Genomic DNA, 12,945 nt, shown 5'->3' with positions numbered 1-12,945 from the left:
CTGCCCCCTCAAGATTTTTTTCTATTAATCTAGCAATGAGAGGAAAAGCGAAGGTCTCTTCGCTTTTCCTGTTAGATTTTAGTATTCTACTTTCCACATATATCTTCTTGTAGATAATGGATGATTGCGCTGTTCTGCCAAGTTTTCTGCGTATCTTCTTAATACGTGGTTCAATACTAGTGGAGCAATATATCCTTGAACCTCTTCGTCAATTCCAGAAAAGTCAAAATCTTTTGCATCCAAAACGATTAGCTTCTTGCCATAACGCTGGGAGAATTCAAGGGCACGTTCCTCAAGGTATCTAGTTTCATCTAGACCAAGAAGGATGATAAATGGTGTTTCTTCATCTATGATTTCAAATGGCCCGTGGAAGTACTCACCCGCATGAATGGCATGAGAATGAACCCACTGCATCTCCATTAAAATACAAATCGCGAAAGAGTATGCCACACCGTAGTTTGAACCACTAGCCATCGTGTAGATGACTTTTTCATCCTTATACTGTTTTCCAAATTCTACAGCAGCATCATGATATTTGGAAGCAGCTTTTTCAAAAACAGTTTGTAGGTTTTCGAGGCTCTTCTCAATTGTTGCAAATTTCTCATTGTTTTCTACAACCTTAAGGACTCCAAAGACTAGTTGATACAAAACAGAGTAGTTTGTAGCAAATGCATTAGCAGTTGGGCCCCACTCATACTTTAGGACAACTTCTGAAGCTTGAGCCAAAGGTGAAGTTGGTTCATTTGTTAGAGAAATCGTTAAAGCACCTTTCGCACGGGCAAATTTAGCGGATTCTACTGTTTCAGGAGTTGTACCAGAATGAGAACATAAGATTACTAGAGAAGTATCTCCTAACTTTGCGTGATTACGGTGAATAAATTCATTCGCACTATAAAGATGTGCATCTAGCTTTTTCGCTTCACGATCAATGACGTATTTACTTGGGTACATTAAAGCAGATGAACCCCCACAAGCTACAAAAAAGACATTATCAATTTGTTTTTTCTCAACTTCCTCAAGCGCATGTTTGATTTGATTTTTCACATCTACGATTAGTTCAGTACTCATATTTTTATAAGCCTCCTAAGGATTTTTTTAGTATGGGGTACTGCCTATCCTCCCTTCATTCAATATACAACATTATAGGACGTTATATATTGTTATATCTTAGTTCTACTATATCCTAGCCCATCTACTTCGTCAACGGAATTTTCAGATAATTCTTTCGACTTTATTCGGCAATTTACTTAAGGAATAGACTAAAGCTGACATGATTTGTACAAAGTAAATAAGTCTGTCTTTACCATTTTGAATCAAAAAGTTGTCTCAATGGCTAGATTGAAGGGTTCCTGATATATTTAATTACATTACACAAGAAAAAGGAGTGGTAAACGTGCAATCTATTAATGGAAAAACAGCGATTGTAACTGGTGCAGGAAGAGGAATTGGCCGTGCTACAGCCATAGCTCTTGCAAAAGAAGGAGTAAATGTTGGATTAGTAGGATTAACCCTTTCTAATCTTGAAAAAGTAGCTGGGGAGTTGCGTGAGTTTAATGTGAAAGTAGCTGTCGCAACAGCTGATGTGGCAAACCTTGAGTCGATTACTACTGCAGTAGAGAAAATTAGAGGAGAACTTGGAGCTGTAGATATATTAATTAATAACGCAGGAACAGCTAAATTTGGCGGTTTCTTAGACCTTTCCCCTGGAGAATGGGAAAACATCATTAAAGTGAACCTCATGGGCGTGTACAACACTACACGTGCGGTTTTACCAGAAATGATTGAAAGAAAAGCTGGAGACATTGTCAATATATCATCTAGTGCTGGTCAAAAAGGCGCTCCTGTAACAAGTGCATACAGTGCCTCTAAATTTGGTGTACTAGGTTTAACAGAGTCGTTAGCTTTAGAAGTTCGTAAGCACAACATCCGTGTGGTCGGTCTAACACCTAGCACAGTTGTAACAGACCTCGCTGCGGAAGCAAACTTAATCTCTGGAAACCCAGAAAATGTAATGCAGCCAGAAGACCTAGCAGACCTAATCGTATCCGGCCTAAAGCTACACCCACGCGTATTCCTAAAATCAGCCGGCCTCTGGTCCACCAACCCATAAAAAGCGGCGTCAGACACCCTCCGTGGACAAATCACCCCTTTTGTCTTTTTGTGGTGTCTGTCACCGTTCGTGGACAGATTTATGTGTTTTGTCCGCGTGGGGTGGACACTTAATGGAAAAAGCGAGAGTCTGAGACTCTCGCTTTTTTTCGTGTCAGGGTCTATATTTAGCCCTAGTATTTGCACATAATTTGTAGTCCGAATTTTCTTTACTTTGAAAATTTAAGCGGTTACGATTGAAACTGGGATGGAAAAACATTCCTAATACATACAAGGAGGAGATGTAAGATGATTCAAGTAAGAATAAAAGAAAAGCAAGTTCAAATAAAAAAGGAAGAATCTACTTAGTGAGAGGAGAAACTATATGCCATCTGTAAAAAATGGGATCCAAATCGTAAGTTATCACGAAGGATTAGCCGCAGGGGTAGCAAAAATGTGGAATTTAAGCCGTGACAGTTGGGGTGGCGACACTCGTGTCATGACCGAAGAACAAGTAAAAACAAAGGAAGCCAATTCCGAAAATATTGAGCTTTACCTAGCGCTAGATGAAAATGAAGTCGTTGGCTATTGCGGATTATCTGAATATAAGGAGGATACTGGCTCTTTATACATCCCTCTACTCAATGTTCTTCCGAATTATCATGGAAAGAAAATTGGCAAGATGCTTGTCATGAAGGCTCTTGAAAAAACGATCGAACTCGATTGGCCTCGTCTTGATTTGTATACGTGGCCAGGCAATACAAAAGCTGTTCCCCTTTATAAAAAATGCGGCTTCTTTTGGGAGGATCGTGATGATATTACTCATTTGATGAACTTCATTCCTCAGGTATTAAATACGCCACTGCTTCAGCCACTATTTGAAAAAATAGACTGGTACGAAGCTAGTACGAGACAAATTGACGTGAAGCCAGATGGAATGAAAGAAAACGGGTTTACCTTCTACGAATATAGCTGGAGTTCACCCGAGACGAACGCTAGAGTACAATTCGAGCGGACAGCTCGAGGCATTACCCTAATTGAAACCGATGACTTCCTCGTTCAGCTTTCCATGGAGCACCATGAAGTGATTGAGGAAATGGAACATACCTATCAATTAAAAGTCGTAAACAAATCCGGTACCCCTCTTTCCTTTCAAGCTACTGGAACGAAAAATGATCGAGTCGAATATCAACTCAACACCGGAAAACTAAACATAGAAAAGAATTTGACACTCTCAGAGCCTTTTACTATACGAAAAGGTGAAGAGCCTAGTATTTGGCGAACTCACCCAAGCATTCAAATAACCGTAGAGATTAATGGTGTTCCTTGCGAAATGAGCCTTGGAATTTTCCCTATGCAACCTGCTAAGCTTGAAACATTCAATGAAGGGAATTTTGCTTTCTTAGATACAAAATCAGAGTTTCATCTTGAGCTAAAGAATAATCTATCTCACACCACAGAATTTGTTCTTACCATCCCTGAGAATGACCTAGTCAGTCTAGAACAAAAAACATACGAAGTTACAGTTCCTGCTAAAGGAAGAAAAACGGTTTCCATACCAATTACTGTTAAAAAGCACGGCTTTTACGATCCTATTATTCATGTTCAAACTAAGACTAACAATCATGTACTCGTTTTTAAACAGCAAATATCGGTTGCTTTCAAAGGTGAAGGGAAGAAATTTGGTGGAGAATCAACACTTTTCTGGCACATATACAATGGCCATAGTCAGTTAAACATTCGAAAACTAGATCTTAATGTCCAACTAAAAAAGAATGCTAGAAAGAAAAAACCATCATTTGCATTTCTTGCACCTAAGCTTGGAAAACCATATACAAACGAATTCAATAAAAAGAAGCCTACATCAGTAGCCTGGCATACTGATGATTCCTCTACCTTGATTAAGTTCGTCTTACAATCGGGGGAATATCCAGGAATCTACTTAACAGAGTGTCTCCAGCTCTTTGGAGACGGAATTGTTCACCAGTGGGTTGAGGTTGAAAATGTACATCCAACAACTTATCAAAATATCGCTATCAGTCAGCCTGTATACCAAGAACTCGGCAACACGTATTTCCCACTTGATCAAAGAGTTGTTTATTTTCCGAAAGATCGTCCACTTGAGTTCGGAGACCTAAATCCAGCCATGATAACAGGTAATTGGTATTTTTCCAAGACTGAAGGAGAATCGGTTGGGGTAACTTGGCCAAAGAATAACCATGCAGCACCAGAAGGTTGGCAGTTTGTCATTGAGCAAATAATTGGTGAAATGAAACCTGGAGCAAAGGCTACTACAGAAAAAATCATAGTAGCATTAGACTCCTTCCAGGAAGCAAATCAATTTCAAACTTTTGCTGAGAAAAGACAGGTACTTGAGCCACAACCGATTACCAACGAACTTCAGCTCGAGGTAAATCAAATGATTGTGCCATCTAGTTCATCACCTACCTTCACATTAAAGACTTATCGAAACAGTTATTTGAATGGAACGCTTGAGATAGTTTGTGACCACTCTCCTGTCTGTAAAAGGAGTATACAGGCAAAAGAAGAGAAAAACTCTATTACTTTTGAACAACAGCTCTCATTTAATAATCCTGTTTCTCATCTATCAGCTCATTTTCAACAAGAAGGAATCCGAACAAATTTTGAGAGTCTACTATTATCACCACGTGGAGACATTTCCTTTAGTAAAGAGTCAGATGGGTCAATAGTTGTAGCGAATGGTTGCTTAGCGATAAAAGCAAATGCTGATTTTTATCCAGGTTTGTATTCCTTGAAAGTAAACGGGCTTGAGTGGCTAGATACTGAGTATCCTGAAAGAACCGCCAAAAGCTGGTGGAATCCATGGGCAGGAGGAATGAAATGGACTCCTGAAGGAATTACCACTTTCTCTCTTTTAAAAGAAAAATCAACTATTTCAACAACAAATATCTGTGATCGTAAAGGAAATACATGGAGAGGAATTGCGATTCACACAAAATTCGAGGAGCATTCACAATGGAAAAATGTCGAGTATATTCAGTATTATTTAATGCTTCCGGGCATTCCTGTTTTAGCAACATTTTTACAGGTCATGCATGATGGAGGGAAATGGCTGGATGGAGAAAAATGGTTGACCGACCTGTTCCTCGGTGGAGAAGCATTACCGAACCTCTCCATAAAAAGTGGCACCACAGAGTATCGTGCTGGTAAGCAGGAATTACCCATGTACCTGACACAAGAATCCTATATAGAATCACAAACAAAAAAAGAAAACCTTTATGTGATTCCAAGTTCAAATAGTGAAGAAACCGAAGCATATATGAATAAAGAAGTCTTTCAACTAGTTGCTGCTCAGCCAGGTTTTGCGAAAAAGGAGAAGCAAGAGACTGCTCCCCTATTCTTTCTGTTTGATGAGCGAGTTCTACCAACAGAGGCTATCCAAAAACTACGAAACATCCAATTTTAAAAGGAGTTTTTATGAAAATCATCGATGCACACATCCATCTATCAAACATAAAATCATTTCAAGAAACAGCTGACAAAATTTCATTTGTTGATTATTCACCTTCAGGTATCCTCAAAGAATTTGAGGAAGCAGGAGTAATACTTGGAATAGGAATGGGGTTAACAGAAACAGCTAAAATGGGGTTTCCTGATTACGAAACGCAAACTCCAATGGGGCTAGATTTAACCGATGAATTGTCTCCTTCTATCTTTACCTGTGCTGGAATCAACCCGTACAACCTAGACGAGGAGGCACTCACTCGTTTAGAAAAGATGTTATTACATCCGAAAACAGTTGGAATTAAAATTTATCTTGGTTATTATCCGTTTTATGCCTATGATCCTGTTTATCAACCTGTATATAGACTGGCGGCAAAGCACCATCTTCCTGTCGTTTTTCATACGGGCGATACGTATTCAGAAAGGGGCTATTTAAAATATTCCCATCCACTCACCATTGATGAAGTTGCCGTTGACAATCGTGATGTGAATTTTATGATGGCTCATTTTGGGGACCCTTGGACACTGACTGGTGCAGAGATCATTTATAAAAATCCAAATGTTTTTGCAGATTTATCTGGATTAGTTGTCGGAACAAAGAATGACCTAGCAGAAAAAAGCGAAGGTCGTTTCCTTGATCATTTACGTCACGCATTGGTATTTGCAGACTCTTATGACAAACTTCTATTCGGAACGGATTGGCCCTTAGTGCCTATTGCCCCGTATATTGAGTTCATCAAGAACTTAATTCCAGAAGAGTATCATAGCCAGGTGTTTTATGAAACCGCACTAAAGGTTTTTCCAAGGATTCAACCGTTTGTTAAATGAAGAAAGAGCTGCCTAATGTTTAATAAGGCAGCTCTTTCATATTGATAGGGAATACTGATGACAAGACTAATTAAACCTCAACAAAGAAAGGCTGTACATCTTCATTTAAACAATATTCTATTCTCTTCTTAAAATGTTTCCACGTGACCATTTCAAGTGCTTTTTCTATCGGAAAGAAACCCACTTCTAAACTCTCAGGTGACGTAGTTAATTGACCTCCAACTACTTTCCCAAGGAACAAATTACTGCAAATGGAGTGCTTTACATTTTGAAAAATCCCACAGAACTTTTCAATCTCAATATCTATCCCACTTTCTTCCTTTGTCTCTCGTATCGCAGCTGCCTGAATGGACTCTCCTTCTTCAACCTGTCCTCCTGGTAACTCCCAACCTCTCCTAGGACTTTTTATTAAGAGTAATTCATTATCATCATTCCTTACGAAAGCGATGGCTGTCACAATATGCTTTGGCGGAACTCCCATTTTTTCCACCTCCATCCAATGTATTGAGCTCCCTCTTTTTCACAATATGTATTTTTCAGAAAATAGTACACCCCTCAGAATATAAAAAAATGCTGATTTTATACCAGCAATTCCTTACATTTCGGCTTTAGCACCTTTATACTGATTTAACTTTTGATGCTTTTGTTTCAATAATTGTATTTGATGCAACTCCTCTAAGAGATCGTGTATGGAAAGAAGCTCATAGAGCAGAGCAATATGTGACTGACTAATCTTTTCTTCTTGTACACACTGTTTAAAAATAGACCGAATCTCCTTCACCACTTGATGATGCTCTTCATCCATACGGTATTCATTTTCCTGCAGTGCTTGTTTAATATAATGAAACATCAACTGGACGGACTTCGCCTTACAAATTGGCGTATTCAGTGGAGGAATCGCCATGAGATTCGCAAGATGAAAAATTATTTGCCGTAAGGTACTTAACTTCTTATATTCATAATGATATTCCTTTGTGTCCTCCCGCTTAATGCTGTGCAGCTTCCATTCCTGCTTCTGGTATTCACATAATGTTTCTACAGATTCAATATCCTTCCAAAGTTTTTCAAACTTCACCTTTGTATTTTGATGGATTGGCTGTTGAAGCACAATTTCCTTTCCACGTTCTTCTATTAATTCGCCAGTTTCAATTATATATCGATGAAGCTTTGATTTAATGGTCAATGAGTAATTCGGTTTTATTACAAGAAAATTCACAAGCGCTGATACAGTTAGTCCAATTCCCGTTGTTCCGAGGCGAACAAAAAACGAACTTAAGAAATGATCATGGACCGTTGATATCATCGCTACACCTGTCAAAACAGCTACCAGTGTTCCATCGTGCAAGCGAAGTTTGTAACAAACGATAATTGTCAGTACTGCTACGAGCATGTAAGTAAAAGGACTATCTCCTAACACAAAGTTAAAAAAAACAGAAAAAGCTGCTCCTAGTGCTGATGCTGGAAATCGGACGAGCGCCTTTTTTATTGAATGTGCTGCGGTGGGCTCTATCGTTACTATCGCTGTTATAACTGCAAACATTGGAGGCCAAGACAAAAGATCACATATAAGAGCAGTCAGAAACACTGCAATCCCTGTTTTAACAATCCTTCCACCAAAAAATTTATACTTTTTAAAGAACTCCATGATAACAATCCTTTATTCTTATTGTCCTATATTATGTTCATTCTTCCCTATATTAACCAAATTATGGTTCTGCTTTTCACATCACCAACATTAACATGACCGGAACTGATAATATACTTAACAAGGTCGTCACTAACGTACTATAAGAAACAAGATCTGGCTCTGTTCCAAATTCAAGCGAAAGCATCATGGTATTTGCTGCTGAAGGCATGGCCGATAGAACAATAAGAACTTGAGCAAGCATTCCTTCTATGGGTAGTAGCCATACTAAAAGTAAAGCCAAGGCAGGAGAAATAAGCATACGTTGAATCATAATTGTAGAAACGTCCCCGATACTAACATTCTTCTTTGTTATGGCTCCCAGTTGCATACCCAAGACAAGCATAATGGTTGGAATGGTTGCATCGGCAATCAGATCAATAGGCTTCATAATCATATCTGGTACTGGCAAGGTTAAGAGTTGAAGAACTATTCCCAAGACAGATCCATATATCATCGGCATTTTTAAAATATTTAAAATGGATTCTTTAATCGAATATCCTCTCTCGCTTCCTTTACCAGCATAATACACCCCGATTGTACTCATAAGGAAGGATTGTATGACCATCATGATAACAGCATAATCCACACCCATGTTACCAAAAGCAAGTAAGATTATGGGGACACCATAGTTCCCACTATTCATAAATACTCCTGAAAGCACCATGGCAGAGCGCCTTGAATTAGGTAATTTTTTTACTTTTGCTGTAATTTGAACAATCACAATCATACCTATACAAAGAAGCACACAAAACAGTAGGATATACAAATATTCCAGGGTAATTGCATTAGTATAAAAGGTTCGAAATGCCAAAAAAGGCTGCATTAAATATAATGCCATGGCTGAAATCGCCTTCCGGTCAAATCCAATAGTTCTTTGACCGATATACCCTACTCCGATTACAGATAAAGCTGATAGTACAACAAATAATAGTTCCATAAGCCAGCTCCACTTTGTCATTTTTTTGAATATTTCCATTATACATTATGGAAGCGCAAACATTTTTTCTGAAAAAATAATTTTATGAGAACAAAAATTAGCCCCCAGTCAAAGACTAGAGACTATTCAATCATCCTAACTTGTTGTCCTTGGTTTGGTTGGATCGCAATTAGGATCCTTCACTTCTGTTGTCTCAGCAATCTTCATTAAATAATAACATTCCTCTCGTGCCATATGATCCGCCATAAGAGGTGTTAATACTCCGAGTGTTTCTTTATTTAATTCCATTTCCTCTAATTCTCTTAAAAAGCTTTTGAAGATTTCCATTTCTAATTCAATTTCTTTGTGAAAACGACTTAATGCGGGGAAAGAATACACATTCGCACGCAAGTAACCCGCCATCTCAACAGCCTTTATATAAAAATCCTCCCAGTCCTTTGTGAACTCTCGCCCTTTTTCTTTGAGCTTCTTTTCCACACGATCTAAATTGGCGTCTATGGCCCCCGCATGTCCTGCGGCATCTAATAGCCACAATAAATCATGATGTAATGGATGAACAGTTGGAGGGATTTCCCCTTTTAGAAAAAATGAGAATACTCTCAGTGCCTCTTCTAGTTCATTGACCATATGACTTAGAAAAGATGGTGGTAAAGTAATTTTCACTTCTCCCACCAAATGCTCTCGTACTAAGGTGAGTTTCAGTTCTTTAATCTCTGTTCCTGCTTGATTGGCCCTATGTAGCAGCTGCATAAGTTCCTCACCAGCAGGCTGTCTACGTGAAATCGTTAATAGTTGATCAAATATCGTAATGAAGTTCTTCGCTTGGCTGATGTATTGAGTTTCCGACGGTGCTAAAGAATCATGGATAAATCGTGCATGATCTCCAAGTACCTGTAACCAAAAATTCAATTCAAATAGTGCTTCTTGACGAAAGTTCTTGGCCAAAGCATTCACCTCTCTTTTTTTTCAATATATGAGAATGTTACTTGACCAATAACTAACATAAACAAAGTCTCTATTACCAATGTAATAGAGACTTTGTTTAATCAGCCTTCTTGTTTGAAAAATCTGTATAGTGATCTTGATAATTAATAAATTCGTGTTCCTGATAAGCAGCTAGCACCCCATGGTAACTAATATCTAATCCCATCTCTTCTTCCTCTTCTGTGGAACGAACAGGTATCCATAGACGAATAAGAGAAAGACCCAGCCAGGTCATTACAAATCCCCAGATACATAAAACGATTAATCCTAACATTTGAACTCCCAGTAGATTCCAGCCCCCACCATAAAAAAGGCCCCCTTCTGTCGAGAACAAGCCAAGCGCGATTGTTCCCCACATACCAGATACAGCATGTACCGGGAACGCTCCAACTGGGTCATCAATTTTTCGTGACTCTAGCCAATTGGTAGCAAACAACATCAATAATCCAGATATTGCGCCTATAAAAATAGCTGCTTGATCACTAACAAACGCACATCCTGCTGTTATTCCAACTAGTCCTGCCAATGAACCGTTAATTACTGCAGGTGCGTCCGAACGCTTGTAACGGAAAAGGGTGTATAAAAGCGTTGCTGCCCCTCCAGAAGCAGCTGATAACATGGTCACAATCGCAATATGTCCAATTCTTGCATCCGTACCGCTTAATGTACTTCCTGCGTTAAAACCAAACCATCCAAACCAAAGTAGAAACGCTCCTACTGAAGCTAAAGGAATATTACTCGGTAACGCGATTGTGCTCGTCCCCAAAGAAGTGAATTTCCCTTTTCGCGGACCGATAAACATAGCTGCCGCCAAAGCTGAAAAACCACCGAGAGCATGTATGACAGCACTTCCAGCAAAATCAAGCATTCCTAGCTCACTTATCCAGCCTCCACCCCATACCCAATGTCCTGCAATTGGATAAATAACAGCTGTCATGATCATCGCATAAAGAATATAAGCACGAAAATTAATTCTCTCAGCCACTGCACCTGAAACAATGGATATTACAGCAATAACAAAGGCCGCTTGAAATAACCAGAACGTATCAAGAGAGATGGAAAGCTGGATATGAGACAGATCCCCTAACAACGCAAAGCCGCTTGTTCCGATCAATCCCCATGCATCTTTACCGTACATAAAAGCAAAACCAACTAGATAAAAGCATAGTGCACCAATTGTAATATCAACAAAAACTTTCATGATAATATTTACATTATTTTTATGCCGAACAAAGCCAGCTTCTAAAAGAGCAAAGCCACCCTCCATGAGGATAATCATTGCAGCAGTTAACACGACCCATATCGTATCTAACCCTGAGCTCAATGTTTCAATCGTCATCACTACTACTCCTCGACTTTCTTCTGCTTGATAATGTCTTCCGTTATCACACTTGATAGTTCAAGTTCTTCACCACTCATTATTTCTTCACATTGGCGAATGACCATGTTAATTTCATAGATTCGTTGTTTCAGTGTGTCAATCTGCTTCAAACGATCTTTTACATGAACAATGTATTCAACCGCTTGGTGGTGACTCGGCGGACGGCTTGCAAAAAACTTTCGTACAGGAGACAAGGATTGATAAAACGCATCCTCAGCTCGTCTTTTCTCTTCATACTTTGTAATTTTATTTTTTAACTCATGTATTTCTTGTTCCTTCGTCAACAATATTCGTTGAAGGATACTCGTAATCTCAGAAGAAGAAAAATGGAAGTACCGATTTAATTCATCTCGAACAATCACGTAAACTCTCCTAACATATTAATGTTATATTTCCTTACATAATATCAATATTAAAAGAATTTGTATACAGAAATTAATTGGAATTTTGTTCAATTTTTTTTATAGACAAAAAAAAGCGACTGTTCAATAACAGGCGCTTTCTTTTATTAATAATACGGATAACCACCATATGGATTATAAGCCGGATAAGGTGTAGCTGTTGGATAGCCATATCCATAACCTGCTCCTTGAGTTAAAGCTCCTGCCGCAAGTCCACCAAGCAGACCCACAGCTAATGGAGCAGCTCCAAACCCACCACCATAGTATCCTCCATGGTGGTGTCCACCGTGATGATGTCCTCCATGGTGGTGCCCACCGTGATGATGTCCTCCATGATGGTGCCCACCGTGATGATGTCCTCCATGATGATGTCCACCGTGATGATGTCCTCCATGATGATGCCCACCGTGATGATGTCCTCCATGATGATGTCCACCGTGATGATGTCCTCCATGATGATGTCCACCACCGTATATATTTCGATTATTAGTCATTTATCAATCTACCTCTTTTCTTACATATTTGTCCTACTGCTTTACTGTATGCACCTAAGTGGACATACGTATGGGCAAATAGAGCGATAAGGTTCCTTTTTACAGACAACACTGATACAATCAGATGAAAGACAAAAACGAAGGCGAAGGTGACAACTGTGATTGAGATAAGAACTTCTACACTCAGTGATGGAGAACTCAATAGAGGCGTATTTGCAACAAGAGATATTAAAAAAGGTGAACTAATCCATGAGGCACCTGTTATACCTTATCCGAATGACCAGCACGAACATATCGAAAAAACGCTTCTCGCGGACTATGCTTTCGAGTATGGAATCAATCATTCCGCCCTCCTACTTGGATACGGTATGCTGTTCAACCATTCGTATGACCCAAATGCAACGTATGAAATCAACTTTCCAAATCATACATTTGATTTTTATGCTTACAAAGATATAAAAGCTGGAGAAGAAGTGCTAATAAACTACAATGGTGAAGAAGATAACCAAGATCCACTTTGGTTTAATGAAGAGAAATAAAAGCGAAAAGTCTCAGTTTTCTGAGACTTTTTTCATTTTGTTAACTATTTTGACAAAAGTACTAGTAAAAAAGTATTAACTAATTGCGACTAAATGCCGATAACAAATAAGAACGTATAA

At 38.9% G+C, this 12,945-nt stretch carries 12 protein-coding genes; 4 read left to right on the top strand and 8 right to left on the bottom strand.

Annotated elements, in window-relative coordinates; translation table 11 throughout:
• Positions 1 to 78: 78 nt before the first annotated feature.
• Positions 79 to 1,068 (bottom strand): SIS domain-containing protein, encoded by a 990-nt coding sequence (locus ACQ5H4_RS15720; protein ID WP_430775954.1) that lies wholly within the window; start codon positions 1,066 to 1,068, stop codon positions 79 to 81.
• Between the two features lie 325 nt (positions 1,069 to 1,393).
• Between ACQ5H4_RS15720 and ACQ5H4_RS15715 the strand changes: the two genes are divergently transcribed.
• The 3 genes from ACQ5H4_RS15715 to ACQ5H4_RS15705 all read left to right on the top strand — a co-directional run bounded on the left by ACQ5H4_RS15715 (position 1,394) and on the right by ACQ5H4_RS15705 (position 6,402).
• Positions 1,394 to 2,110 carry a 3-ketoacyl-ACP reductase gene (locus ACQ5H4_RS15715; RefSeq protein ID WP_430775953.1) on the top strand — a complete coding sequence of 239 codons (717 nt, stop codon included), beginning with the start codon at positions 1,394 to 1,396 and terminating at the stop codon, positions 2,108 to 2,110.
• Positions 2,111 to 2,473: 363 nt separating this feature from the next.
• Positions 2,474 to 5,536, top strand: a complete 3,063-nt coding sequence (locus tag ACQ5H4_RS15710; RefSeq protein WP_430775952.1) for a GNAT family N-acetyltransferase — start codon at positions 2,474 to 2,476, stop codon at positions 5,534 to 5,536.
• Between the two features lie 11 nt (positions 5,537 to 5,547).
• On the top strand, positions 5,548 to 6,402 hold the full coding sequence (locus tag ACQ5H4_RS15705; RefSeq protein ID WP_430775951.1) for an amidohydrolase family protein: 855 nt from the start codon (positions 5,548 to 5,550) through the stop codon (positions 6,400 to 6,402).
• A gap of 70 nt (positions 6,403 to 6,472) precedes the next feature.
• Here the strand turns inward: ACQ5H4_RS15705 and ACQ5H4_RS15700 are convergent, their stop codons facing one another.
• The 7 genes from ACQ5H4_RS15700 to ACQ5H4_RS15670 all read right to left on the bottom strand — a co-directional run bounded on the left by ACQ5H4_RS15700 (position 6,473) and on the right by ACQ5H4_RS15670 (position 12,286).
• Positions 6,473 to 6,883, bottom strand: a complete 411-nt coding sequence (locus ACQ5H4_RS15700) for an NUDIX hydrolase (protein WP_430775950.1) — start codon at positions 6,881 to 6,883, stop codon at positions 6,473 to 6,475.
• A gap of 114 nt (positions 6,884 to 6,997) precedes the next feature.
• Positions 6,998 to 8,047: an aromatic acid exporter family protein gene (locus ACQ5H4_RS15695; protein WP_430775949.1), complete on the bottom strand. Its 1,050-nt coding sequence runs from the start codon at positions 8,045 to 8,047 to the stop codon at positions 6,998 to 7,000.
• 76 nt (positions 8,048 to 8,123) lie between these two features.
• Positions 8,124 to 9,026 carry an AEC family transporter gene (locus ACQ5H4_RS15690; RefSeq protein WP_430775948.1) on the bottom strand — a complete coding sequence of 301 codons (903 nt, stop codon included), beginning with the start codon at positions 9,024 to 9,026 and terminating at the stop codon, positions 8,124 to 8,126.
• A 135-nt stretch (positions 9,027 to 9,161) separates the two neighbouring features.
• Positions 9,162 to 9,971 carry a DUF2935 domain-containing protein gene (locus ACQ5H4_RS15685; protein ID WP_430775947.1) on the bottom strand — a complete coding sequence of 270 codons (810 nt, stop codon included), beginning with the start codon at positions 9,969 to 9,971 and terminating at the stop codon, positions 9,162 to 9,164.
• Positions 9,972 to 10,068: 97 nt separating this feature from the next.
• Complete coding sequence (locus ACQ5H4_RS15680; RefSeq protein ID WP_430775946.1) at positions 10,069 to 11,349, bottom strand: ammonium transporter; 1,281 nt, start codon at positions 11,347 to 11,349, stop codon at positions 10,069 to 10,071.
• A 5-nt stretch (positions 11,350 to 11,354) separates the two neighbouring features.
• Positions 11,355 to 11,753: a hypothetical protein gene (locus ACQ5H4_RS15675; protein ID WP_430775945.1), complete on the bottom strand. Its 399-nt coding sequence runs from the start codon at positions 11,751 to 11,753 to the stop codon at positions 11,355 to 11,357.
• 146 nt (positions 11,754 to 11,899) lie between these two features.
• The gene (locus tag ACQ5H4_RS15670; RefSeq protein ID WP_430775944.1) at positions 11,900 to 12,286 is read right to left on the bottom strand and encodes a hypothetical protein; all 387 of its coding nucleotides are present in this window, start codon (positions 12,284 to 12,286) and stop codon (positions 11,900 to 11,902) included.
• A gap of 158 nt (positions 12,287 to 12,444) precedes the next feature.
• Here ACQ5H4_RS15670 and ACQ5H4_RS15665 point away from each other — a divergent pair, with 158 nt between their 5' ends.
• The gene (locus ACQ5H4_RS15665; RefSeq protein WP_430775943.1) at positions 12,445 to 12,825 is read left to right on the top strand and encodes an SET domain-containing protein; all 381 of its coding nucleotides are present in this window, start codon (positions 12,445 to 12,447) and stop codon (positions 12,823 to 12,825) included.
• The last annotated feature ends 120 nt before the right edge of the window (positions 12,826 to 12,945 follow it).

Source organism: Bacillus coreaensis (genome assembly GCF_050586445.1).
GTDB classification, from domain to species: Bacteria; Bacillota; Bacilli; order Bacillales; family Cytobacillaceae; genus Robertmurraya_A; species Robertmurraya_A coreaensis.
This window is presented reverse-complemented; position numbering and strand designations above follow the sequence as displayed.

Bases quoted from the DNA above. Each gene is read 5' to 3' on its own strand.
- ACQ5H4_RS15720 (WP_430775954.1), bottom strand. From the start codon at position 1,068: ATGAGTACTGAACTAATCGTAGATGTGAAAAATCAAATCAAACATGCG.
- ACQ5H4_RS15710 (WP_430775952.1), top strand. From the start codon at position 2,474: ATGCCATCTGTAAAAAATGGGATCCAAATCGTAAGTTATCACGAAGGA.
- ACQ5H4_RS15705 (WP_430775951.1), top strand. From the start codon at position 5,548: ATGAAAATCATCGATGCACACATCCATCTATCAAACATAAAATCATTT.
- ACQ5H4_RS15700 (WP_430775950.1), bottom strand. From the start codon at position 6,883: ATGGGAGTTCCGCCAAAGCATATTGTGACAGCCATCGCTTTCGTAAGG.
- ACQ5H4_RS15695 (WP_430775949.1), bottom strand. From the start codon at position 8,047: ATGGAGTTCTTTAAAAAGTATAAATTTTTTGGTGGAAGGATTGTTAAA.
- ACQ5H4_RS15690 (WP_430775948.1), bottom strand. From the start codon at position 9,026: ATGGAACTATTATTTGTTGTACTATCAGCTTTATCTGTAATCGGAGTA.
- ACQ5H4_RS15680 (WP_430775946.1), bottom strand. From the start codon at position 11,349: ATGACGATTGAAACATTGAGCTCAGGGTTAGATACGATATGGGTCGTG.
- ACQ5H4_RS15670 (WP_430775944.1), bottom strand. From the start codon at position 12,286: ATGACTAATAATCGAAATATATACGGTGGTGGACATCATCATGGAGGA.